This is a genomic window from Citrobacter sp. RHB36-C18, assembly GCF_013814485.1.
GTDB lineage: Bacteria > Pseudomonadota > Gammaproteobacteria > Enterobacterales > Enterobacteriaceae > Citrobacter > Citrobacter braakii.
On the sequence record NZ_CP057125.1, the window covers coordinates 2687657 to 2711259 of the forward strand.

At 49.4% G+C, this 23603-nt stretch carries 28 protein-coding genes; 12 read left to right on the plus strand and 16 right to left on the minus strand.

Annotated features, from left to right (window positions below):
* Nucleotides 1-151: 151 nt before the first annotated feature.
* A complete protein-coding gene (locus HVZ52_RS12825) occupies nucleotides 152-1036 on the plus strand; it encodes a D-hexose-6-phosphate mutarotase (protein ID WP_181598314.1) in 885 nt (294 codons plus the stop codon).
* A gap of 95 nt (nucleotides 1037-1131) precedes the next feature.
* Here HVZ52_RS12825 and HVZ52_RS12830 read toward each other — a convergent pair whose 3' ends face one another.
* The 4 genes from HVZ52_RS12830 to HVZ52_RS12845 all read right to left on the minus strand — a co-directional run bounded on the left by HVZ52_RS12830 (nucleotide 1132) and on the right by HVZ52_RS12845 (nucleotide 4096).
* The gene (locus HVZ52_RS12830) at nucleotides 1132-1986 is read right to left on the minus strand and encodes an aldo/keto reductase (RefSeq protein ID WP_181598315.1); all 855 of its coding nucleotides are present in this window, start codon (nucleotides 1984-1986) and stop codon (nucleotides 1132-1134) included.
* A gap of 178 nt (nucleotides 1987-2164) precedes the next feature.
* The gene (locus HVZ52_RS12835) at nucleotides 2165-2518 is read right to left on the minus strand and encodes a hypothetical protein (RefSeq protein ID WP_016152813.1); all 354 of its coding nucleotides are present in this window, start codon (nucleotides 2516-2518) and stop codon (nucleotides 2165-2167) included.
* Nucleotides 2519-2528: 10 nt separating this feature from the next.
* On the minus strand, nucleotides 2529-2771 hold the full coding sequence (locus HVZ52_RS12840) for a hypothetical protein (protein ID WP_019076610.1): 243 nt from the start codon (nucleotides 2769-2771) through the stop codon (nucleotides 2529-2531).
* A 578-nt stretch (nucleotides 2772-3349) separates the two neighbouring features.
* A complete protein-coding gene (locus HVZ52_RS12845; RefSeq protein ID WP_016152811.1) occupies nucleotides 3350-4096 on the minus strand; it encodes a MipA/OmpV family protein in 747 nt (248 codons plus the stop codon).
* 434 nt (nucleotides 4097-4530) lie between these two features.
* Here HVZ52_RS12845 and yeaG point away from each other — a divergent pair, with 434 nt between their 5' ends.
* Nucleotides 4531-6465, plus strand: a complete 1935-nt coding sequence (yeaG, locus tag HVZ52_RS12850; RefSeq protein ID WP_016152810.1) for a protein kinase YeaG — start codon at nucleotides 4531-4533, stop codon at nucleotides 6463-6465.
* Nucleotides 6466-6588: 123 nt separating this feature from the next.
* Complete coding sequence (locus HVZ52_RS12855) at nucleotides 6589-7872, plus strand: YeaH/YhbH family protein (protein WP_016152809.1); 1284 nt, start codon at nucleotides 6589-6591, stop codon at nucleotides 7870-7872.
* A 75-nt stretch (nucleotides 7873-7947) separates the two neighbouring features.
* Here HVZ52_RS12855 and HVZ52_RS12860 read toward each other — a convergent pair whose 3' ends face one another.
* From HVZ52_RS12860 to HVZ52_RS12870, 3 genes are read right to left on the minus strand one after another with little or no spacing between them, the layout of a single operon-like run.
* Nucleotides 7948-8586, minus strand: a complete 639-nt coding sequence (locus HVZ52_RS12860; protein ID WP_170973730.1) for a CatB-related O-acetyltransferase — start codon at nucleotides 8584-8586, stop codon at nucleotides 7948-7950.
* 35 nt (nucleotides 8587-8621) lie between these two features.
* Nucleotides 8622-9032 (minus strand): hemerythrin domain-containing protein, encoded by a 411-nt coding sequence (locus HVZ52_RS12865; RefSeq protein ID WP_169330190.1) that lies wholly within the window; start codon nucleotides 9030-9032, stop codon nucleotides 8622-8624.
* A gap of 13 nt (nucleotides 9033-9045) precedes the next feature.
* On the minus strand, nucleotides 9046-9816 hold the full coding sequence (locus HVZ52_RS12870; RefSeq protein ID WP_181598316.1) for a class I SAM-dependent methyltransferase: 771 nt from the start codon (nucleotides 9814-9816) through the stop codon (nucleotides 9046-9048).
* Between the two features lie 165 nt (nucleotides 9817-9981).
* On the opposite strand from HVZ52_RS12870, the gene dgcJ reads away from it, so the two are divergent.
* The 3 genes from dgcJ (at nucleotide 9982) to HVZ52_RS12885 (ending at nucleotide 12604) form a co-directional block, all read left to right on the plus strand.
* A complete protein-coding gene (dgcJ, locus tag HVZ52_RS12875) occupies nucleotides 9982-11472 on the plus strand; it encodes a diguanylate cyclase DgcJ (RefSeq protein ID WP_016156302.1) in 1491 nt (496 codons plus the stop codon).
* Nucleotides 11473-11516: 44 nt separating this feature from the next.
* A complete protein-coding gene (locus tag HVZ52_RS12880) occupies nucleotides 11517-12020 on the plus strand; it encodes a YbaK/prolyl-tRNA synthetase associated domain-containing protein (protein WP_181598317.1) in 504 nt (167 codons plus the stop codon).
* Between the two features lie 137 nt (nucleotides 12021-12157).
* Nucleotides 12158-12604, plus strand: a complete 447-nt coding sequence (locus tag HVZ52_RS12885; protein ID WP_016152803.1) for a DUF441 domain-containing protein — start codon at nucleotides 12158-12160, stop codon at nucleotides 12602-12604.
* Here HVZ52_RS12885 and HVZ52_RS12890 read toward each other — a convergent pair.
* The gene (locus HVZ52_RS12890; protein WP_047358592.1) at nucleotides 12561-13379 is read right to left on the minus strand and encodes a helix-turn-helix transcriptional regulator; all 819 of its coding nucleotides are present in this window, start codon (nucleotides 13377-13379) and stop codon (nucleotides 12561-12563) included. The two genes, HVZ52_RS12885 and HVZ52_RS12890, sit on opposite strands and share 44 nt — an antisense overlap.
* Nucleotides 13380-13478: 99 nt before the next feature.
* Between HVZ52_RS12890 and HVZ52_RS12895 the strand changes: the two genes are divergently transcribed.
* Nucleotides 13479-14666, plus strand: a complete 1188-nt coding sequence (locus HVZ52_RS12895; protein ID WP_181598318.1) for a CynX/NimT family MFS transporter — start codon at nucleotides 13479-13481, stop codon at nucleotides 14664-14666.
* Between the two features lie 37 nt (nucleotides 14667-14703).
* On the opposite strand, the gene HVZ52_RS12900 is transcribed toward HVZ52_RS12895, so the two are convergent.
* Nucleotides 14704-15411 (minus strand): CTP synthase, encoded by a 708-nt coding sequence (locus HVZ52_RS12900; protein ID WP_016156299.1) that lies wholly within the window; start codon nucleotides 15409-15411, stop codon nucleotides 14704-14706.
* A 198-nt stretch (nucleotides 15412-15609) separates the two neighbouring features.
* On the opposite strand from HVZ52_RS12900, the gene HVZ52_RS12905 reads away from it, so the two are divergent.
* Nucleotides 15610-15957, plus strand: coding sequence for a DUF488 domain-containing protein (locus HVZ52_RS12905; protein ID WP_016152799.1), 348 nt, complete (start codon nucleotides 15610-15612; stop codon nucleotides 15955-15957).
* 7 nt (nucleotides 15958-15964) lie between these two features.
* On the opposite strand, the gene HVZ52_RS12910 is transcribed toward HVZ52_RS12905, so the two are convergent.
* The gene (locus tag HVZ52_RS12910) at nucleotides 15965-16213 is read right to left on the minus strand and encodes a DUF333 domain-containing protein (RefSeq protein ID WP_016152798.1); all 249 of its coding nucleotides are present in this window, start codon (nucleotides 16211-16213) and stop codon (nucleotides 15965-15967) included.
* 186 nt (nucleotides 16214-16399) lie between these two features.
* Here HVZ52_RS12910 and HVZ52_RS12915 point away from each other — a divergent pair, with 186 nt between their 5' ends.
* The 3 genes from HVZ52_RS12915 to yoaJ are packed head-to-tail and all read left to right on the plus strand — an operon-like array spanning nucleotide 16400 to nucleotide 17648.
* Nucleotides 16400-17425, plus strand: a complete 1026-nt coding sequence (locus HVZ52_RS12915; RefSeq protein ID WP_181598319.1) for a sensor domain-containing diguanylate cyclase — start codon at nucleotides 16400-16402, stop codon at nucleotides 17423-17425.
* A 47-nt stretch (nucleotides 17426-17472) separates the two neighbouring features.
* Nucleotides 17473-17571, plus strand: a complete 99-nt coding sequence (locus tag HVZ52_RS12920; protein WP_032941789.1) for a YoaK family small membrane protein — start codon at nucleotides 17473-17475, stop codon at nucleotides 17569-17571.
* 2 nt (nucleotides 17572-17573) lie between these two features.
* Nucleotides 17574-17648 carry a protein YoaJ gene (gene yoaJ / locus HVZ52_RS12925; RefSeq protein ID WP_101700011.1) on the plus strand — a complete coding sequence of 25 codons (75 nt, stop codon included), beginning with the start codon at nucleotides 17574-17576 and terminating at the stop codon, nucleotides 17646-17648.
* Nucleotides 17649-17697: 49 nt separating this feature from the next.
* On the opposite strand, the gene HVZ52_RS12930 is transcribed toward yoaJ, so the two are convergent.
* Nucleotides 17698-17946 carry a GlsB/YeaQ/YmgE family stress response membrane protein gene (locus tag HVZ52_RS12930; protein WP_016152796.1) on the minus strand — a complete coding sequence of 83 codons (249 nt, stop codon included), beginning with the start codon at nucleotides 17944-17946 and terminating at the stop codon, nucleotides 17698-17700.
* Nucleotides 17947-18305: 359 nt separating this feature from the next.
* Here HVZ52_RS12930 and fdhF point away from each other — a divergent pair, with 359 nt between their 5' ends.
* Complete coding sequence (gene fdhF / locus HVZ52_RS12935; protein WP_181598320.1) at nucleotides 18306-20453, plus strand: formate dehydrogenase subunit alpha; 2148 nt, start codon at nucleotides 18306-18308, stop codon at nucleotides 20451-20453.
* 49 nt (nucleotides 20454-20502) lie between these two features.
* On the opposite strand, the gene HVZ52_RS12940 is transcribed toward fdhF, so the two are convergent.
* The 5 genes from HVZ52_RS12940 to zinT all read right to left on the minus strand — a co-directional run bounded on the left by HVZ52_RS12940 (nucleotide 20503) and on the right by zinT (nucleotide 23479).
* Complete coding sequence (locus HVZ52_RS12940; protein ID WP_181598321.1) at nucleotides 20503-21150, minus strand: hypothetical protein; 648 nt, start codon at nucleotides 21148-21150, stop codon at nucleotides 20503-20505.
* A gap of 216 nt (nucleotides 21151-21366) precedes the next feature.
* The gene (locus tag HVZ52_RS12945) at nucleotides 21367-21549 is read right to left on the minus strand and encodes a DUF1869 domain-containing protein (RefSeq protein WP_003832433.1); all 183 of its coding nucleotides are present in this window, start codon (nucleotides 21547-21549) and stop codon (nucleotides 21367-21369) included.
* A 3-nt stretch (nucleotides 21550-21552) separates the two neighbouring features.
* Entirely contained in the window at nucleotides 21553-21915 is a 363-nt protein-coding gene (yeaR, locus tag HVZ52_RS12950; protein WP_005120376.1) for a DUF1971 domain-containing protein YeaR, read from the minus strand.
* Between the two features lie 173 nt (nucleotides 21916-22088).
* Nucleotides 22089-22727: a leucine efflux protein LeuE gene (gene leuE / locus HVZ52_RS12955; protein WP_016152793.1), complete on the minus strand. Its 639-nt coding sequence runs from the start codon at nucleotides 22725-22727 to the stop codon at nucleotides 22089-22091.
* Between the two features lie 140 nt (nucleotides 22728-22867).
* Complete coding sequence (gene zinT / locus HVZ52_RS12960; RefSeq protein ID WP_249417960.1) at nucleotides 22868-23479, minus strand: metal-binding protein ZinT; 612 nt, start codon at nucleotides 23477-23479, stop codon at nucleotides 22868-22870.
* Nucleotides 23480-23603 lie beyond the last annotated feature (124 nt).

Consider the following 23603-nt stretch of genomic DNA (forward strand, 5'->3'; position numbering starts at 1 on the left):
TTTGCCTGAAGATACCCGTCATACTTCAAGTTACCGGTGTGTTGGCAATGCTCTCTCACCCGAATCACTTACTTCTGTAAGCTCATCGGGATCGTTCACTTGCCGCCGTCCTGCAACTCGAATTATTTAGGGTAAAAAAAAGGATTGCATAATGATTAATAAAATTTTTGCACTTCCGGTAATCGAACAAATTACCCCGGTCCTCTCCCGCCGCCAGCTTGATGAACTTGAGATTCTTGTGGTCGATCATCCACAGGTTAAAGCATCTTTCGCACTGCAGGGCGCACATCTTCTTTCCTGGAAACCCAACGGCGAAGAGGAAGTCCTGTGGCTAAGTAACAATACCCCGTTTAAAACCGGCGTAGCGCTGCGTGGCGGCGTACCAATTTGCTGGCCGTGGTTTGGTCCGGCTGCTCAGCAGGGCCTGCCTTCTCATGGTTTTGCCCGCAACCTGCCATGGACGCTGAAAGCGCACAATGAAGACGACAATGGCGTGGTGCTGACGTTTGAATTGCAAAGCAACGCTGAAACGCGTCAGCTATGGCCGCACGAGTTCTGCCTGCTGGCCCGTTTCAAAGTAGGTGCCACCTGTGAAATGGAACTGGAAGCCCACGGTGAATTTGAAACCACCTCTGCGCTGCATACCTATTTCAACGTCGGTGACATTGCGGCAGTAAAAGTCAGTGGACTTGGCGATCGCCTGATCGACAAAGTGAATGATGCTAAAGAAGATGTGCTGACTGATGGTATCCAGACCTTCCCGGACCGCACCGATCGTGTCTATCTGAATCCGCAAGCGTGCAGCGTTATCCATGATGATGCGCTCAACCGCAATATCGACGTCGTCCATCACCACCATCTGAATGTCGTGGGCTGGAACCCGGGTCCGGCGCTGTCCGTTAGCATGGGCGACATGCCGGATGACGGGTATAAAACGTTTGTTTGCGTAGAGACGGCTTACGCAACCGCGCCGCAGAAAACCTGCGAAGAAAAACCATCACGCCTGGCACAAACTATCCGCGTTGCTAAACGCTAAAATTGTGTCTGTAGCCTGACGGAGCTTGCGCCTTATCCGGCCTACCAAACATTGCGTAGGCCGGATAAGAAGCGTGAGCATCGCCATTCGGCAAATCAGGCCATATCCAGCGCCGTTTTACCCTTTGGCGCTGGATATGCCTTATCTAACTGCTTCAGCTCATCAACAGAGAGCGTTATCTCCAGCGCGGCGGCATTTTGTTCGACATGCGCTACGCTTGCCGCTTTTGGAATCGCCATCACGCCCGGCAGACGGATCACCCATGCCAGCAAAATCTGCGCAGCACTAACATTGTGCGCGTGCGCGATGTCGTTCACCACAGAGTGAGAAAGCAAGTCACCGCGCAATCGCCCCGCCTGAGCCAGCGGACTGTAAGCCATGACCGGCATCTGCTGCTGCTGGCACCACGGCAGTAAATCATATTCAATACCGCGCGATGCTATATGATAAAGCACCTGGTTAGTGGCACATTCCCGCCCACCTGTGACTTGCCATAACGCCTGCATGTCATCGTAATCGAGATTAGAGACGCCCCAGCGGCGGATTTTCCCCTGCGCAATGAGTGCTTCCATGGCATCAACGGTCTCAGCAAATGAAAAACTGCCCGTCCAGTGCAGCAAATAGAGATCCAGATAATCGGTTTTTAGTCGACGCAGGCTCGCCTCACAGGCGGCAATGGCTTTCTGACCACCGGCATTCCAGGGGTATACTTTCGAGACTAAAAAAGCGCTATCACGACGCCCGATTAATGCTTCACCCACTACCTCTTCCGCTGCACCATCTGCATACATTTCGGCGGTATCGATCAACCGCAGACCGAGATCCAGACCAGCCCGCAGCGCTGAAACCTCTTCCCGGCGTCGGCCAGGATCCTCGCCCATGTACCATGTTCCCTGCCCAATAGCAGGCAGCGATACCTGCTTTGTAAACATTACCTGTTTCGCTGTCATCGCACCCTCCTGTGTTAATGCACCACAGTAAAGCAAAACAACTGGCATGTGTCCTGTTAAGGTGCACAAATTGCACCCTCTAAGATTGGAAGTTGACCGCTATGGCAACGACAATAAAAAAACCGGGAACAAACAATGCTCCCGGGCCGAATGACAGAAAATCTTAACTGCACTGCGGTTATTTTAAGCGACCTAAATATTTCCCTTCTTTCATCGCGTTAATTTTCCCGTTTTTATAGACGATGACTGAAATCAAGCCCGCGCTATAAGACTGAGCGTCTGCATTGTTCTCATCATTTGCCGCAGCTTTGCCATTAATATAAGCAATACCATCAGCGCCACGTTTAAAGTCTACGCCCAGTTTATTCACATGCACGGGTGTGATTTTACTGGCGTGCACCGGAGCATTAGCATCGCTGACCATCGTTTTATGTTCATGCTGTAACTGCTGACGGTAAGCCTCGCTGATGGCATAGGCTGGTGCAGCAGCAGAAGTTGCGACCAATACAGCGATAATTATTAATTTCTTCATGAGTTACACCTTAATAATTATTGTGTTTGTGGTGATGACTGGAATTAGTATCATTTGAGTTATATACGTTTTGCGCGTTCTCCATAGCTTGTTTTTCAGCTACGGCATTGATTGTCGCCTGACGGTTTTGCTCAGCGATATAGCAGGCATCGCGGCTCACGCCCTTGCTTTCGCAAGCACTCATGCGTGAAGCCTCGGTGGAACATCCCGTCAGAATCCCACCCATCACTGCTATCATGATTAACTTTTTCATTATCTCTACCAGGTTTATTCGCAAGAAAACCACATGACATTTAATATCTGAGCCATGCAGCGTTACTGTCTTTACTTATTAAGTTGGAGTAATATCTGCAATCACTTATTTAATGTCAATTTTAATTTTTTCAGATAAATACCTAAAAGATGTAAAATAAAAATTAACTTAATGATTTTATTTTTTCAAATGAAAGTTAACTTTCATCGTCTCACAAAAATAATAAAATAGTTATCTTGCTATTTTTAGTGGCGAGAGTTTCACGATAAAATTATACCGTGATTATAAAATAGAATATTATCAATATATTGCGAAACCAGAAATCACTCTCCCAGAACAATAATTCGTGAAGCTGTACAGATACTCTTCCATTCACAAACGAATAGATTTCAGTCTCATCAAACAACAGGTTTAATTTTGGTAATTGCGGCAGGAAAAATACGTTAACTATTTGTTGCGGCCGATGTAATGCCAAAACAGCACAAAAAATCAAATCACATGTTTTGGATCAATATTCATCTCTGATATGCACAAAAAAGCCCGCATCTCTGCGGGCGAGTGTTTGACACACAGTGGTATCAGAACTTGTAGGTAACACCCGTTGAAATCAGACCCGTCCAGGATTTGTCCACCATCGGGCTGTCTGTCACTTCATCAGACAGGCGGGTATAACGCGCAGTACCGTATACGCTCCAGTTGCCCAGGAAGTTATAGTTTGCGCTGAGCTCCAGATACGGGTTCCAGGAGCTTTCAGGATCGTAGCTACGCAAGCCGCTACGGGCAGATTCATGGCGTGAAACACCATAATAGTATTCATTCTGGTTTTCACTGTTCCACTCGACACCAATCCCCGGAGTCAACGTCAGACCGCCATTGGTATAGCGGTATAACCACGCCAGATCCCATACAATACCATTGCTGTTATCCAGCGTGTCCCCTGCAAGGCTGGTACGCAGGAAACCGTATTGCGTGTTGTGAATGTAAGAAAGGCCAGCCATCATGGTGCTCTTACGTTTATCCAGACTACGCAGACGGTTGTCGTCGCTGTCACCCGGTTTGAAGTACATTGGCGACCAATAGGCCATCACCGACAGCTTATCGGTATCGTCATTCCACAGGTAGTAACCACCGCCCAGACCACGGAACCAGAAGTTATCGCTTTCATAAGTCACAACCGGGACCGGGTAAACGTCACTATCGTAATCTTTGTAAGGGTGCTCAACCACACCAACGCCTGCGCCCAGCGTCAGGTTGCTCTCTGCCTGTGCGACGTTAGCGGAAGTGGCAATAAGCACGCTAAGTGCCAGAAGTTTGAGTTTGGTCACAGTCAATAATTCCTTATTTAAATGTGTAGCGGTCAAAGTTTAACCGTCAATACGCTTCAGCCCAACTATTTTACGGATTCGCTCCAGAATGTAACCCCCTAATTTCTCAGCGAGTGATGACATTTTGCTTGCAGGACAGTGAACACCGCATGAATCCTGCCCCATATATTTACAAAAGATATGCTTTTTTTGCTGATGAGTTATTGATATGCCATTGAAATTCATTTGCGCACACAGGCAAGTTTTGCAAATGCCATCTACGCTTAATTTTAGAAGGTGTATCACCGAATACGTTGATCTCCTGACCACCACAATGGCATGAGAGTTGCTTATTTCTTCAGCAGCGACGTCGTTCAGTTTACCTCTTCAGGGGCCTCTACTATTCATATGAACGGCTCTTAACATGTGCTAAAAAAACGAAAGGACGGCATACCATGAATATATTCGATCACTATCGCCAGCGTTATGAAGCTGCCAAGGACGAAGAGTTCACGCTGCAGGAGTTTCTTACCACTTGTCGGCAAGATCGCAGCGCTTATGCCAATGCGGCAGAGCGGCTATTAATGGCTATTGGTGAGCCTGTCATGGTCGACACTGCCCACGAACCTCGTCTTTCTCGACTCTTTTCGAATCGGGTGATTGCACGATACCCTGCTTTTGAAGAGTTTTATGGCATGGAAGAGGCCATTGAGCAGATTGTTTCTTATTTGAAGCATGCGGCTCAGGGTCTGGAAGAGAAGAAGCAGATTCTGTATCTGCTGGGGCCTGTGGGAGGGGGGAAATCATCTCTTGCTGAGCGGCTGAAGTCGCTGATGCAGCGAGTACCGATTTATGTCCTGAGCGCCAACGGCGAACGTAGCCCGGTAAACGATCATCCGTTATGCCTGTTTAACCCACAGGAAGACGCGCAGATCCTGGAAAAAGAGTATGGGATCCCGCGTCGTTATCTCGGTACGATCATGTCGCCCTGGGCTGCAAAACGTCTGCATGATTTTGGCGGGGACATTACAAAATTCCGCGTTGTCAAAGTCTGGCCGTCTATTCTGGAGCAGATCGCTATCGCCAAAACGGAGCCTGGTGATGAAAACAACCAGGATATCTCTGCGCTGGTCGGGAAAGTGGATATTCGTAAACTCGAACACCACGCCCAGAACGATCCTGATGCCTACGGTTATTCGGGCGCACTGTGCCGCTCAAACCAGGGGATTATGGAGTTCGTTGAGATGTTTAAAGCACCAATTAAAGTGCTGCATCCTCTGCTGACCGCAACCCAGGAAGGAAACTACAACGGGACAGAAGGTATCTCTGCCCTGCCGTTTAACGGAATTATTCTTGCCCACTCGAACGAGTCCGAATGGGTGACGTTCCGTAATAATAAAAACAATGAGGCGTTCCTTGACCGTGTTTACATCGTCAAAGTGCCTTATTGCCTGCGGATCTCCGAAGAGATCAAAATTTACGAAAAACTGCTTAACCACAGTGAGCTGACCCATGCGCCTTGCGCACCGGGCACGCTGGAAACGCTCTCTCGCTTTACCATTCTTTCTCGCCTGAAAGAGCCTGAGAACTCGAGCATTTACTCGAAGATGCGCGTTTACGATGGGGAAAGCCTGAAAGATACCGATCCAAAAGCGAAGTCCTATCAAGAATATCGGGATTACGCCGGGGTCGATGAGGGAATGAACGGTCTTTCCACGCGCTTCGCGTTTAAGATCCTCTCACGCGTCTTTAACTTTGACCACGCCGAAGTGGCAGCTAACCCGGTGCATCTGTTCTACGTACTGGAGCAGCAAATCGAGCGTGAACAGTTCCCGCAGGAGCTGGCAGAACGTTACCTTGAGTTCCTGAAAGGCTATCTGATCCCGAAATATGCTGAGTTCATTGGCAAAGAGATCCAGACGGCTTATCTCGAATCCTATTCCGAATATGGACAAAACATTTTCGACCGTTATGTCACTTATGCGGATTTCTGGATTCAGGATCAGGAGTATCGCGACCCGGATACCGGTCAGCTGTTTGACCGCGAGTCGTTGAACTCAGAACTGGAGAAAATTGAGAAACCGGCGGGTATCAGTAACCCCAAAGATTTCCGTAACGAGATCGTCAACTTTGTTCTGCGTGCCAGAGCGAATAACAGCGGTCGCAATCCAAACTGGACCAGTTACGAAAAACTGCGCACGGTCATTGAGAAGAAAATGTTCTCCAATACCGAGGAACTGCTGCCGGTCATTTCGTTCAACGCCAAAACCTCAACTGACGAGCAGAAAAAACACGACGATTTTGTCGACCGGATGATGGAAAAAGGCTACACGCGTAAGCAGGTACGTTTACTGTGCGAATGGTATTTGCGCGTACGTAAATCGTCTTAAAATAAGTGCCCGGAGGCGCGTACGCTTGCCGGGCCTACAATACACATCCGTAGGCCGGATATGCTCAGCGCATCCGGCGTTACTGATGTAGCATAAAGTTGGCAAATGCAGTACGGGGGGCTTATGACCTGGTTTATTGACCGGCGTCTTAACGGCAAAAACAAGAGCACGGTAAACCGCCAGCGCTTCTTACGCCGTTATAAATCGCAAATTAAACAGTCGATCTCCGAGGCCATTAACAAGCGTTCGGTGACTGATGTGGATAGCGGCGAATCTGTCTCTATTCCAACTGATGATATTAGCGAACCGATGTTCCATCAGGGGCGTGGCGGCTTGCGCCATCGCGTGCATCCGGGTAACGACCATTTTGTGCAGAACGACCGCATTGAACGCCCGCAGGGCGGCGGCGGCGGTTCAGGAAGCGGACAAGGCCAGGCCAGCCAGGATGGCGAGGGTCAGGATGAGTTCGTCTTCCAGATCTCTAAAGATGAATATCTCGATCTGTTGTTCGAAGATTTAGCACTTCCTAACCTGAAGCAGAATCAGCAGCGTCAGTTAACGGAGTACAAAACGCACCGGGCAGGTTTCACCTCTAACGGCGTGCCTGCCAACATTAGCGTGGTTCGCTCCCTGCAAAACTCACTGGCGCGCCGCACAGCGATGACGGCAGGTAAGCGTCGCGAATTGCATGCGCTCGAAGCGGATCTGGAAACCATCGCAAAAAGTGAACCAGCGCAGTTGCTGGAAGAGGAACGGTTACGCAAAGAGATTGCCGAACTACGGGCAAAAATCGAACGCGTGCCGTTTATCGACACCTTTGATTTACGCTACAAGAATTATGAAAAACGGCCCGATCCTTCCAGCCAGGCAGTGATGTTCTGTCTGATGGACGTCTCCGGTTCAATGGATCAGTCGACCAAAGATATGGCCAAGCGTTTTTATATCTTGCTGTATCTGTTCTTGAGTCGGACCTACAAAAACGTGGAAGTGGTTTATATTCGCCACCATACCCAGGCGAAAGAGGTGGATGAGCACGAGTTCTTCTACTCTCAGGAAACCGGGGGAACCATTGTTTCCAGCGCGCTGAAGTTAATGGATGAAGTGGTAAAAGACCGTTACGACCCGGCCCAGTGGAACATCTATGCCGCACAGGCCTCGGACGGTGATAACTGGGCGGATGATTCCCCGTTGTGTCATGAGATTCTGGCGAAAAAACTGCTGCCGATGGTGCGATATTATAGCTATATCGAAATCACCCGCCGCGCGCACCAGACCTTGTGGCGTGAATACGAACATCTGCAATCAACGTTTGAAAACTTTGCGATGCAGCATATCCGCGACCAGGATGACATTTATCCGGTCTTTCGCGAACTGTTTCATAAGCAAAGTACAACCAGCAATAGCTAACCACATACATAAATCAGCCAGAGGTTATCTCCTCTGGTTGATTTTTATGACCTCGCGTTTCGACCACATGTTATGTCATTTAGCATTTTGTCTCAGGCTAGCCACTTCCACTTCGAGCGCGGAAATATCGCCAGAAGACAACAGCGGTTGCATTTTCACGAGCGACTCTTCCGGAAGTTGATACAAATTAAGGGCCAGTATTCGTTCAATATCCCCCACCGGCAGGCGATATTTTATTATTTTTGCCGGATTACCGCCGACTACCGCATACGGTGGCACATCTTTAGTCACCACCGCACCTGCTGCGACAACAGCGCCTTCCCCGAGCGTAACGCCTGGCATGATCATGGCGCGCATGCCTAACCAGCAACCATCATGCAACACCGTGTCACCCCGAAACTCGTAGGCATCTTTGATCGACGCCATAAAGGGATAAAGACTGATCCAGTCAAGCCGGTGCGTACTATTTCCCCCCATCAGAATAACGCTCTCAGCGCCAATGCAGACGAAATTCCCAATAATCAACTTATCCAAATGCCCAAGCGGTTCCCAGTCCCGGCTGATCTCATCACCGAGTAAATACCGCACCACCGAACGTTCGAATCCTTGATCCCAGCAGTCACTGTAATAGCTATGCGTACCCTTAATAACTATATTAGGGTTGGTCACTGTCTGATGAAGGTACTCCATTCTCGACCAGTGTTTTTCTGACACTTCGCCATCCTTTTATCATTGTGTTTTAAAACACCCTACATCCTTTCCACCAGCGGATAGAAGTCTTTATTTTCTTTTTGCATACGCTCATACACTTTGCGTAGAACATTGTTGGCATCACGTCTGAATGCCTCATCATTACCTTTTAATTTACTGGCAATATTCCAGCGCCGGGAAAAAACTTCATATTCGCTGACGATATCCGTCATTTCACGTTGAAATTTTGAGCTAACCTGTCTGAGCGTACTATTTCCATCCTGCTCAATATGTGGATAAAGGAACTGATCTTCAGCAGACAAATGTGTTTTTATAATGGCACTCATGCTAACGATCGCAGTTGCAATTTCCTGGGCATTGGATGATACGCCTGCATGGCTCAAGGTACGTAGAAATGATATTTTTTCCAGAATTTCAACATGCTGATTTTTCATTTTATCAATATTCATCCGTTTATCCTTTTTATTTTCCCTTTACGGAGCAGCAGGCAATGTAGTTTAGCTGGTGACGTTGCGAACGGAAGAAGCGAAACATTTTCAGGAACCGGCGACGATTTTCGCGTGTGCGTAAGCCGTTAAACACAATTTTAACCGCCCCAGTCAGCCCTTCATCACGAATTAATCCTCGCGGCGACATCAGCGACATATCGCCATTCTGCTGCAAGACCTGTGCAAACCCACCGTTCAGAAATAAATCTCGCCAGCCTTGTCTGGTCATCGGGCTAACGTTTGATTTCACTACCTCTACAAGCTGGCCCTGCTCGCCCGCGACCAGTTTTTGTGCGGTGAACATAATGTCGTGAGTTAACAGACGCCCGCCGGGCTTCAATACGCGATAATACTCGGCAATTAACTTCGCCTTCGCTTTATCGGCATACATTGTCAGCATGGCTTCGTTAATCACAACGTCGAAACTGTTATCCGCAAATGGAAGGGTGTTAGCGTTAGCTGCCATAACGTGAATGTGATTTTCCAGACCATTTGCCGTCACGTTATTTCTGGCGTTTGCCAGTGCGATTTTATCCATATCAATGGCGTATACCGTACAACCAAAACGTTGAACTAACTCTATCGCCGTCGTGGCCATGTTGCACGCCACTTCCAGCACCTGGCTGTCGGGCGTCAGCTGTGACTGGCTGAACAACCACTCTGTTGCTTCAACGCCCCCCGGACGCAGACGGGTTTTGCCCAGGCTGGCTAAGAACGTATGGCCCGCTTTATCAGTCGCGCTCATCTGCTTGTCTCCTTCCTTATAAGTTGCATTATAAATACAACAATAAGAGTTAAAGGTGAAGCACGCGAATGATTTTTATTACAAAATGCCCTTCCCAGTAGCGTTAGAGCGGATGAATGCCGTGTGATAGACTGAAGTATCAGACTTACAGGGCTGTACATCATTATGCAATTGCATCATAAAGCGCTCAGGCTCTTTATCTCCGTCAGCGTAGTTGTTTTGACATTTTCTTTTTTGGTTTATGAGCTCATTGCCAGCGATAAAGCAATGAATGCGTACATGCGCTATATCAATGAGAAAGCCGACTCATCGTTTCTCTATGATAAGTATACTAATCAAAGTATTGCAGCCCATCTGATGCGCACATTTTCATCCCCCCAGGTACCCGCTTCTATCGAGCAACAAAAAGCACTTTGCAACGCTTTCGACAGCGTTAACGGCACTCATGGGCTCAACCTCACCCAGCATAACTACCTACCATTACACGGTACGTTGCAAACCCCCACCACAAAATGTAGCGAGAAACTTGAAGACATATTTCTACTGCCCTCTTTTGACCGGGCGGTAAACGTTAATCGTGAACAGAAAGATTACGGTCATGGTTTAGGTATGCAGGAGTATAAATTTCGATATTACGTCGATCTCAAAAATAACTACGTCTATTTCTTTGATCTGGTCGACTCGCGGAAATTTGCGATACACAACTGGTCGTTTTTGCAAAAAGGAAACCTGGGTATCAACCAGAATGATATTGACGGTATTTTCACTGGCCGCACGGTAATCTCCCGTATTTATGAAGATAACCTGACCGAGAAAAAAGTGATGAGCTTTTTAACACCGGTCTACTATGCCGGTAAGTTAAAAGGCGTGGTGATGGTGGATATTAACAAAGAGAATTTAAAGAATATTTTCTATACCAGCGACCGCCCTCTCGTCTGGCGCTATCTTAACGTGACGCTTTCGGACATCAACTCAGGTAAAGAGATACTCGTTCACCAAAGTGAGAACAACCTGTTTAGCTATGTTCACTACCAGGAGGACATGCCCGGCGGTATACGCATCACCTTATCGCTTGATTTTATGTACTTTATTGTCTCCTCCTGGAAAGTATTCGCCTTCTATCTGCTGGCGACAATACTGTTGCTGAATATGGTCAGAACGCATTTTCGGCTGTATCACAACGTCACGCGTGAAAATATCAGTGACGCAATGACCGGGCTCTACAACCGCAAAATTTTAACGCCGACGCTCGAACAGCGTTTACAGCAGTTGGTAAACGCGGGCACCCTCGTGACCTTTATCGCCATTGATTGCGATAAACTAAAAGTCATTAATGATACGCTGGGGCATAAGGAAGGCGATCGAATTATCACCATTCTGGCTAGAGCCATTCAAACCTCGATTCGCAAAAACGACTATGCCATACGCCTCGGTGGGGATGAGTTTTGCATTATCCTCATCGATTACCCCGCTGAATTAACGCCTCGTCTGCTGGAGAGGATTCGCTATAACTTACAAATTATTGCGCAAGATAGAGCAATCAGCTTCTCCGCAGGGATTTATAATATGCAGCCAAACGACACCATTGATGATGCCTACAAAGCATCCGATGCACAGCTCTACCTGAACAAACAGAAAAAACGCGCGGATGCGTAATCATTTTTCTGACAGGATTTTCATTGTTGTACCAGGAGTAAGTCATGACGGAAGTGAACAAAGGTAACGCAACGCATCAGCGTTTAATTTCGCTGTTGTCAGAACAAGGCGCGACGTATCGCGTGGTAAGCCATGAAGCGGTCGGCAAATGTGAAGCGGTTTCTGAAATTCGCGGTACCGCACTGGGCCAGGGAGCAAAAGCGCTGGTTTGTAAGGTCAAAGGCAACGGCGTTAATCAGCATGTCCTGGCGATTCTTTCTGCCGACCAGCAGGCCGACCTGAGCCTGTTAGCCAGTCATATCGGCGGGTTAAGAGCATCACTTGCCAGCCCGGCGGAAGTCGATGCGCTGACAGGCTGCGTATTCGGCGCTATTCCACCGTTTAGCTTCCATCCAAATCTTAAGCTGGTCGCCGATCCGCTATTGTTTGAGCGTTTTAACGAAATTGCGTTCAATGCCGGAGTGCTGGAAAAATCCGTGATCATGGATACCGCAGATTACCTGCGTATCGCGCAACCGGAATTACTCCCGTTCCGCCGCGTACCATAGCCGTCCGAGTCAGGTGTAAAAACGTAGCATCGTGCATTAGCCCAAAAAAAATCATAATCATTAAAAAAAGCCTGTTCCGTCACGCGTTTACGCGTACAGTAAGCAGGCTTATTTTTTCTTTTGGCAAGGAAACTACGATGTTTGATGTCACTCTGCTGATCCTGCTCGGACTGGCAGCTCTGGGCTTTGTCAGCCACAACACCACTGTCGCTGTTTCAATTCTGGTGCTGATCATTGTTCGTGTTACCCCTCTGAATACGTTCTTTCCATGGATAGAAAAACAGGGCCTGACCGTCGGGATTATAATTCTAACCATTGGCGTCATGGCGCCGATCGCCAGCGGAACGCTCCCCCCCTCCACGCTCATCCACTCCTTTGTGAACTGGAAATCACTGGTCGCTATTGCCATCGGGGTATTCGTCTCCTGGCTTGGCGGGCGCGGTGTCACGCTCATGGGTAGCCAGCCTCAGCTTGTGGCCGGTTTACTGGTGGGTACGGTACTGGGCGTGGCGCTATTTCGCGGTGTGCCGGTGGGACCGCTCATTGCGGCAGGTCTGGTGTCATTGATTGTTGGGAAGCAGTAGCCAGTCCAGCCAGATAACGGCCTGGCGTCTGTCCCAGGCCTTTTTTGAACATGGTGATAAATGCTGTGGTCGAATCGTAACCGAGCATTTGCGCAACCTGTTGCACGTTATGGCCATCTATCAGCGCCTGCAGCGCCAGAATTAATTGAAGCTGGTGACGCCAGCGGCGAAAACTCAACCCCGTTTCTTTAACGACCAGACGGGCGAGGTTCCGCTCACTCATCGCAAATACGCTGGCCCACTGTCCCAGCGTCTGCCACTGCGCGGGCTCCCGCGCCATCGTCGCGACCATTCTGCGGATTTTCGGGTGATCGGAAACCGGCAACTGCATTTGCTCCTGCGGCTGCTGCGGGAGTTCATCAAATAGCACTTGCGTCAGCCGCTGGGTAGAGGGCTCCAGCCGTTGATCATCCGTTTTGGACGCCAGCGCCAGAATGAGCTCCCGACATAACGGGGCGATTTTCAGGGTGCAGCAGCGTTCAGGCATCACTACTGCCTGCGGCTCAATAAACAAAAAGCACAGTTGCGCCCCAACGGTAACGTGGTTGCTGTGTGGAATTTCACCGGGGATCCATACCGCATATTGTGGAGGCACCATCCACATAGCATTTTCAACCTCACAGGTGATCGCGCCATGCAAGGCCAGAATCAACTGCCCCTTACGGTGCTGATGCAGCGGACTGAAGAGTTCATCTTCCCGGGCCTGTATACAAAACGCCACCGCCGCATCGTGGTAAAGGTCGGGCTCATACCCATCCAGCCTCAGTCCTAACATAAAAATGTCCGTTTTTAGCGATAAACTGTCATTTTAGCTTGATTCATCCATTGAGTAAAAACGCTAAAGTATCGCCTCGCCTGACGATATGAGAAAAAAATGACAAATATGCCTTCCTCCCGCGGCAAAAACGCAGCCTGGCTGATCGCGGGGATCCTGATGATTGCCACCACGCTGCGCGTCACCTTTACCGGAGCCGCCCCGCTGCTGGATGCAATTCGCACCGACTACGGCCTGAGTACCGCCCAGACGGGACTTCTGACCACCCTGCCGCTGCTGGCCTTCGCACTGGTATCGCCTCTGGCCGCCGCCGTTGCACGCCGTTGGGGTATCGAACGCAGCCTGTTTGCCGCAATGCTACTGATTTGCGTAGGTATTGCGATACGTTCTCTGCCCACGCCAGGTTTCCTGTTTAGCGGCACCGCTATCATTGGTTGCGGAATCGCGCTGGGAAATGTGCTGTTACCTGGGCTAATTAAGCGTGATTTTGCTCAGCATGTGGCAAAACTCACTGGCGCATACTCGCTGACTATGGGCGCAGCGGCGGCACTGGGTTCAGCTATTGTGGTTCCGCTGGCGCTGAACGGGTTTGGCTGGCGCGGTGCGCTGATGGTACTGATGGTCTTTCCGCTGCTGGCGCTGATTATCTGGTTACCCCAATGTCGCCAGACAGCCAATGCCAGTTTGAGCAACTCGCGCGCTTTGCATTCCCGCGCGATCTGGCGCTCGAGCCTTGCCTGGCAGGTGACGCTGTTTCTCGGGATCAATTCACTTATCTACTACGTGATCATTGGCTGGCTACCCGCCATTTTAATCAGCCACGGCTACAGCGAAGCGCAGGCCGGTTCGTTGCATGGTTTACTGCAACTGGCAACCGCCGCGCCGGGGTTATTGATCCCTCTCGTCCTGAACAGATTTAAGGATCAGCGCGCCATCGCCGCACTGGTTTCGTTAATGTGCGCCGTCGGCGCAGCGGGATTCGCGGTAATACCCGGGCAGGCTTTACTGTGGACCATACTGTTTGGCTTTGGCTCAGGCGCCACAATGATCCTTGGTTTGACCTTTATTGGCCTGCGCGCAAGCTCAGCGCATCAGGCCGCGGCCCTGTCCGGCATGGCACAGTCCGTCGGGTATTTACTGGCCGCCTGTGGGCCACCGCTGATGGGCAAGATTCACGACCTCAATGGTAGCTGGCTGATTCCATTAGCTGGGGTCGCCGTGTTAGCGATACTGATGGCAGTGTTTGGTCTGTGCGCAGGGCGTAATCGGGAGATCGCAAGCGCATAAAGCAGCGGGCAGGTTTGGGTACAACCTGCCCGTTTTTTTATCCTCGCGCAGCGCGCAGCATTGCCTGAACTAACGGCACGGGTTTTCCCGCCAGCGCTCCACGTTCATGCTGAAAGAGTGTGCCGACAAAAAAAGGATGCGTCACCAGCTCAATGGCACGGATATCACCAGCCTCATCCCAGCCAGTCACACGAAGATCACCGCTCTCAAGCTCGGCGGCAAAATCTTCCGATACGCCATAGTTGCAGTGATACCCCTCGGAGATAACACCCCGTCCGTAGGCTTTGGCAATCAGCGTATTGGCCCTCAGTTCAATATCATCCGTTTTTTCTACCAGCGAGCAGGTCAACGGTGCGATGACCATCCGCCCCGTGGTATCCGTTTCCGCATGGGCAGCATCACTCCAGCCCAGCACGTTGCGGGCATACTCCAGAATCGCATGTTGAAAACCGCCACAGGTCCCGAGGAATGGGATGCTGTTTTCACGCGCGTAGCGTATCGCGATCAGTGCGCCTTCTAGGTGCCGATATGGACTGCCAGGAACGACCCAAATAGCATCATAGCCAATCAGATCTTCACTGCTGCTAATATCAGAGGTGGTTAGCCAGTCATAATCAGCCACTAATTCCAGAACGGCAGCGGCATCATCGATAGCAAGAGGAATGGCCTGATGCGCCACAATATCAGGGCTGTAATCACCCACCAGCGCAATGCGAAGCGTATCTTTAAACGGGGAAATTTCCATTAAGCTTTCCTTATGTCCAGACAATGAGGGACAATATAAGGAGCCTCAGCCTACCGATTTTTTGTTGGTATCACAATCCCTTAAATTGGGAGTCAGGACGGGCAGAATGTTACAATTGTCACGTTTTACGATCTTATTTAACCGTAATAAAGGTGTCGAAATAAATCAAAGCAGTGGATTAATGGAGCGGATGAGAAGATGAAAATTCAATGTAAACGCGTGTATGACCCAGCAGAAAAAAATGATGGTTATCGCGTACTGGTCGACAGGCTGTGGCCTCGCGGGGTAAAAAAGACCGACCTTATTTTTAACGAATGGAATAAAGCGCTTACGCCGTCATCTGATTTACGCAAGGCGTTCCACGCAGAATTGATTGATTTCACACACTTTTCGGAGCAATATCGCGCTGAACTGGCCCTACAGCAGCAGGAAGGAAAGCGTCTCGCAGAGATTGCCCGACAGCAAACCTTAACGCTACTGTATGCGGCGAAAAACACCCAGCAAAACCACGCGCTGGTGCTGGCTGAATGGATACGTCAATGCTAACCGGATTTCATTTGCCCGTTGTCGGATGATCTCTGCGCCAGAGCGCCCATTCATCAATCACTTCCCCGCCCGGTAATTTGCAGTCCGACCTTACGCCTTGCGGGGTCTGCACCGCAATCAGCGAGCCGCCCTTTTGTTCGCAATATACCGATGCCGGATTCGCCAGACCAATCTTCGGCGGTTTGGGGGCTTCGGGCTGAGTGGTACATCCCGCTAACACCAACAAGCCGGGCAAAATAATAGACGCCAGTTTCATATCGACTCCTGTTAAAAACCTTATCCCGGCAGGTTACCCCGACTTTCCATCTATCTCCATGTTTTACTGTCAGCTTTCAATTTAATGTTTAAGTTTTGAGCGGGATGGCGTGTTTCATCTTTCATCTTGATGTTCTATCATGCGGGCCACGTCAGCCCAGTCATTACTCAGGAGCATTTACACCTCATGTCGGACATGATCCTTGCCAGAGTCTCACAATCCTTAGCCACGGAGCAGTCAGTTGAGAGCCTGGTTCGGCAACTTCTGGAGATGCTGGAAGTGGTGACTGAGATGGAATCCACCTATTTAACTAAGGTCGATTTAGATGCCCGCCTGCAGCATATTTTGTATGCGCGCAATAGCAAGCAGATGCAGATCCCTGAAGGGCTGTCCGTACCCTGGGATGAGACGCTATGCAAACGCGCCATAGACGAAAACTGTCTGTACAGCGACAACGTCCCCGCTCGCTGGCCGGAGTGTACCGCCGCCCGCGCGCTGGAGATAACCACTTTCCTGAGCACGCCGGTTCATCTTCCCGACGGAACGTTTTACGGTACGCTCTGCGCCACCAGTCGCCACCAGCACGCATTAAGCCAACGTGGCGAACAGGTGTTACATCTGTTTGCGGGCCTGATCGCCCAGTCTATTCAAAAAGAGTCGCTGGTTGCTCAGTTACGCGAAGCGAATGCCGCGCTGATTGCTCACTCCTACACCGATGCCCTGACCGGATTACCGAATCGGCGCGCCATTTTTGAAAATGTTGAGACTCTTTTTTCCCTTGCCCGACATCTCAGGCAGAAGATTATTTTTGCCTATATTGATTTGGATGATTTCAAATTGATCAATGACCGCTTTGGCCACGAGGTTGGCGACCAGTTTCTGATCCAGATTGGTCAGCGTCTGCTTCGCGAATGCGGTGACAACGATATCCTTGGCCGACTGGGTGGTGACGAATTTTTAGTCGTGAGCCTGTCACCGGAAGATGACAGGGATCCGCGGGACCGCCTGCAGCAGGTGAAAATTCAGCTACAACAGCAAATTTGCGGTGACTACCACCTGGGTGACATTCATCTATTTTATCCTGGCGCCAGTCTGGGCGTGGTGGAAATTAATCCGTTGGAGACTGATGTAAACTGCGCGCTTCACCTCGCAGACAGCGCAATGTACAAGGATAAAAAGCGTCAGGATAAAACCACTTTTGTCGTACATTAAGCCCTGCTATGCTAACCCGTCTTTAAATAACTCTGGCAGATAATCGTATGCGACTCGGTATTATTTTCCCCGTCATCATTTTCATTTCCGCTGTCGTTTTCTTATCCTGGTTTTTTATTGGCGGCTACGCTGCGCCGGGAGCATAACGATGAAAAAAACAACGCTTATTATGATTGGCGTGGCTATCATCGTCGTTCTGGGAACAGAATTCGGCTGGTGGTGACCTAAGAAAAAGGCCACATATTAGTGGCCTCTATTGTCTGTATGTTTACTTAGCTTTTGATTTTTCTGTAGATAAACAACACCACAATCGCACCGATCACCGCCACGGCGAAACTACCGAAGTTGAAACCATCGACTTTACCAAAACCAAAGAAGGTGCTGATCCAGCCACCCACTACCGCACCGACAACCCCTAAGATAATGGTCATAAAGAATCCGCCGCCATCTTTACCCGGCATAATCCATTTTGCCAAAATCCCAGCAATAAGACCGAAAACCACCCATGAAATAATGCCCATAATTTCCCTCGCTTATGTTTTTAAATTAACGATTCACTCGTCGTATAAAAGCATAGCATAGCGCTGAAAAATTAAAATTTGTGATCGCTATCACTTCTGTTTTTCATCTTTTTCTGATGTTTCATAAGGTTACACCGCTGACCGGCAGACTAATTTTGTCGCGCCTCGTCATTAATGTCGAATCGTCAGTCATTCTGCTTAACGCTTTGGCCGTCAGCCCCTGCTATTGCTGGGTTTTCACTTCTGGCACACTTTATGCTTAAACAGCCCGTCACTACGACACATCGTAGTCCGCGATGCGTATCGCGTGACTGCGTCTACAATTCGCGCTATTTCAGCATTTAACAGGTCTGTTATTGATGAAAAAAATCACCAGTGTATGCCCATACTGTGGGGCCGGGTGCAAGCTCAAGCTTGTTGTTGAGAATAACAAAATCATCCGCGCTGAGGCCGCAGAGGGTGTAACGAACCAAAATCAGTTATGCCTGAAAGGCTATTATGGTTGGGACTTTCTTAACGACACTCGCCTTCTGACTCCCCGTCTGACCCGCCCGATGATCCGTTATGAAAAAAGTGGAAAATTCACTCCCGTTAGCTGGGATGAAGCCATTCGCTACACCGCAAAACGCTTAACTGAAATCAAAAATACCTATGGCCCTCGTGCCATCATGACCACCGGATCTTCCCGTGGAACTGGGAATGAGACCAACTACGTGATGCAAAAATTCGCACGTGGCGTGCTCCATACCAACAATGTCGATTGCTGTGCCCGCGTCTGTCACGGCCCTTCCGTGGCCGGGTTACAGGAAACGTTAGGCAATGGCGCCATGAGCAATTCCATCAGCGACATTGAAAACTCAAAATGCCTGCTGATCTTTGGTTATAACTGTGCCGATTCACACCCAATTGTGGCCCGCCGGGTAATTAAAGCTCGCCAGAACGGCGCAAAAATCATTGTCTGCGACCCACGCCGTATTGAAACTGCCCGTATCGCTGACCAACATTTGCAGTTGAAAAACGGTTGCAATATGGCGCTGGTCAACGCGTTTGGCCATGTTCTCATCGAGGAGCAACTCTACGATCGCGAGTATGTACAAAAGCATGCGGAAGGACTGGAAACATACTGGGAAACCGTTAAGGAGTATGCGCCTGAAGACGTTGAACATTTAACCGGTGTTCCCGCACAGCAGGTTCGTCAGGCGATGCGTACATTTGCTGCGGCGCCATCGTCCACCGTGATGTGGGGGATGGGCGTCACCCAGTTTGGTCAGGCCGTTGACGTGGTTCGTGGTTTGTCGAGCCTGGCCTTGCTGACCGGAAATCTGGGACGCCCTAACGTCGGTGTTGGCCCGGTGCGCGGGCAAAATAACGTGCAGGGCGCGTGCGATATGGGGGTGCTGCCTAACCAGTTTCCAGGGTATCAGGACGTAACCGATTTCGCCGTCAGGGAGAAATTTGCCGCCGCATGGGGCATTGACGTTAATCAGATGGATGACAAGGTTGGGACCCGCATCACCGAAGTTCCGCATCTGGCTATCGAAGGCAAAATCAAAGCCTACTACATCATGGGAGAAGACCCGCTGCAAACCGAGGCCGATTTGGGTCTGGTCCGCGAAGGATTTAACGCGCTCGATTTTATCGTCGTGCAGGATATCTTCATGACCAAGACGGCGGAAATGGCCGATGTCCTCCTGCCTGCCACCTCATGGGGTGAACACGGTGGCGTCTTTACCTGCGCCGATCGCGGTTTCCAGCGTTTTGAGAAAGCGATTGACCCCACCGGTGATGTAAAGCGTGACTGGGAGATTATCAGCCTGCTGGCCAGCGAAATGGGTTATCCAATGCAGTATCAAAATAACCAGCAAATCTGGGATGAGATGCGCGAGCTGTGTCCACTGTTCTACGGCGTGACCTATGAGAAAATGGGTGAGATGGGTCATGTTCAGTGGCCATGTCCCGATCTCGATAGTCCTGGTACGCCCTACCTTTACGCGCACAGCCAGTTTGATACCGCCAATGGCAAAGGCAAACTGTTTGCCGCACCGTGGCGAGCGCCTGCAGAAGTTCCTGATGAACAATATCCGCTGGTGCTGTGTACCGTGCGTGAGGTTGGGCACTACTCCTGCCGTTCGATGACCGGCAACTGCGCAGCATTGCAGGCACTGGCAGACGAGCCTGGGTATGTGCAAATCAATACCCATGATGCTGAAAAATTGGGTATTCGTCATCGCGATCTGGTATGGGTCAGCTCGCGCCGCGGTAAGGTTATCAGCCGCGCGGATGTCTCCGAGCGCATCAATGCCGGAACGGTCTATATGACCTATCAATGGTGGATTGGCGCGTGTAACGAGTTAACCCAGGACAATCTCGATCCTATTTCGAAAACGCCGGAAACCAAATATTGCGCCGTAAATATTGAGCACATTACCGATCAGGGGTGGGCAGAAAAATATGCCGCACAAACGTATAGCGATATGAAGTCACGTCTGTGTGAGGCTATTGCGTAAGTCACCGCCATCATCGCCTGAGTCTGGCTTTCCAGACTCAGGCCTTATCTCATGACTTCGCCAGCTGTGGTTCACTGAAGCGGATGGATGCAGCTTCCTCCTGCTTATCCCGCCGCATAAAGCCGAGGTTCATCAGAAACAATCCCGCCATAAACGGTAGTTCGTACAGTTCTTCAATCAGATCGCCATACTGAGCATTGTGCAGAAAGATGGGAGCCAGCAGACGATGATGCTCTACCGTATCGGAGATCAAAAATGCACAGGTGGTGATCGTTAACAGCCACAGAGGTAGCGGTTCATTGCGAAAGCGACGGGCAATATCCTGGCGTAAGCGCTTCGAAATCAGCACTGGCAGAATAATCATGGCAATCAATACCACTGAGATAGCCCGGAACAGGAGTTTGGGATGCTCAGGAAAATAATCGCGGCCCCAACTTGTGCTTCGGCCCAGTAATACCAGCCACCACGCTGCCGCCCAAAGCCAAAATTGCTTCTCGCCTTCGGGACGTGATAAGGGCCTGATGTAGCTGAGTGTAAATATGGCACCAAACAGCAGCCATAGCGCCTGGCCATTTTCAATCCAGCTGACGACAGTACCGTTGAGTAGCGGGAGATGCCAGTTCGCGGCGAACGGGATCGCCACGATGGCTAATCCGAGAATGATTGTGGGTAATGTAAGTCGGGTATTGAGTTTCATAAGCGCGATGTTCTGTTTTATATCTGTTTCGCGATCATAACCCCTGTGAATGATCAACTATTAGCAATCAATGCGAATCTCTTAAGGTATTCTTAAGGAATCCTTTCAGGATATTTCCCTGTTTCGCCCAGATAAAAAAACGCACTGCGCCGTCAAAGCACAGTGCAGTTTTTAGATTAAAAACTAATATATTCAATCAGTAGCAGTGAATAATGCCTACCACCCGCAGACTTCGTGCTCATTTTCGGTATCGTACGAACGCACGGTATTGACCAGATCTTTGACCACTTCAGCTGCCACATCCGGCACCAGTAATGTCATTGGTGCCTCTGTTTCATAATCAACAGAAACACCGTTGCTGTTATTGGTCACGGTTACGGTATAGGTTGCTTTACCCATGATTTACTCCTTGCCGGTGCGCACGACTTTTCGTTGATTTGCACTCTCCATCAGAACTTCCGGGGCGACGAAAAAATCGATATTAAAGTAAGTGTCGTCGGTCATCACTTCGATGTTATGCCATTTTTCCGGTGGAAAAACGCCAAACTGACCGGCTTCAATAATCATCACCTCTACTGGCTCCGGACTGTGTTCGTCTGCGTATCCGAGATATTTGACCGCCCCCTGCATAACCGAAAGTCGAGGATAAACCCCGGCTCGGGTCCCTTTATCAAGGTGGCGTTCGAAAATTCCGGCAGGCGCCGTTTCTTTGTTCCAGAATGGCGTAGAGCGTGTATGGATATGATTCTGTGGAATTTGAAGCATTTTTCTTCCCTTTTCCAGTCGACAACCAGCGAGTCATATTGAACCGCTGCTGTACACAGGGTACGCCTCAAAATATACATTTAAAATACCATTTATTGGTTATAACCCTACGATTATAAATGAAAAGCAGAGCGCAATATTAAAGGCCCGCCGCAATCAGCGGGCCGATGGCATCACGATTGAAGCGTGGCCAGACGGGCGGCAAAACCAACGAAAATCAGGCCGATAAGGGAATTCCCCACTTTGGCCAGTTTCTTCTTCGTACGGATATATTGCGTCACAAACGCGCCGGAGAAAATAAGGAAACTCAAATAGAAAAAGCTCACTATCTCAAGCGTAATAGCCAGAATAAAGAATGACAGCCCTGAATGCGGCGCATTGACATCAATAAACTGCACGAAGAATGACACATAAAACAGAATAGCTTTGGGATTGGTCAGGCTCAGGATTAATGCGCGCTTAAAAATAGCGCCAAACGGGACTTCCTCAGGCGCGGCGTCGCTTGCTTTCGATTTCAGTGTTGCATACAGGATCTTCGCGCCAAGATACAGTAAATAGAAAGCGCCAAGATAACGAACGATATTGAACAAAACGGGCGTTGTTTTAATCAATGCAGCAACACCGGCATAGGCCAAAAACATCAACACGGCATCACCAATAAACACACCGCTGGCGGCGAGATAACCCCCCTTTACTCCCCTACCGACGCTGTTTTTCAGCACAAATATCGTATTTGGCCCCGGTACCAGCACGATAAAAATAGCCCCCACCAGATACGTCCAGTAATTCAGAACTCCATACTCTGCGAACACGTTAACCTCTTCCTGAAAAAACACATGCACTTGCTGCGATACAATATGCTAACGAATGCGACAGGTGATGGAAAGAGCAGGTTATTAATTAAAAAAACCCGCCACTGGTGGCGGGTGTGTACAGATATGGTTAGCCCGGATTAATGGTGCAGCATCTCATCCACTACTTCTTCGCCCTTCAGCTGATAAGGGTAGTAGGTAGGCCAGTTTTCCATCTCCTCAAGCAAGGCAGCCTGCGAGGTATTTCCCATAAAGATATGGAAGTGGCTCGATTTACGCGGCGCGATAATATGATCGCTGAATTGCACGTATTTAGGCGCTTTGCTGTCAGCGGCTTTACACTCAAACAGATACCGTACACCTTTCTTGCCTGATTTATAGTGCAAGATTTTATACCCGGCATAATCGTATTTGCACGATGCGACCTGATTACCGGTGTGAAATTCCATCACGCCATCTTCGATGCCGATGGTGTCTACATTGGTTGCATAACCTGTACGGTAATAATCTTTAATTTGTTCTGCCGTTTTGCTTTTATCTTTCTCCGCTTTCTTTTTGAAAACCGGATCAAGTTCGCCACTGACCAGATACGGATAGACAGATTGCCACATGCCATCCCAGTCGGACAGCGCTCGGTTCTGCACCTGGTTATCATCAAATACCCCTTCCGACGCCTTTTGTTCTGCTTCACTCATCGGCGCACCATGGGAATGATGAGCATGCGCCAAAACCTGCCCACTGACTAAAAGCATCCCCAGAGCGATTGTCAGTTTGTTAAAACGAATAGCCAAAATTTCACCCTCAAATCGTTTGCGAGTGAATTGTTATAATATAACATAACAATTTAATCAATAGACATTACTGCACGTTATTGCC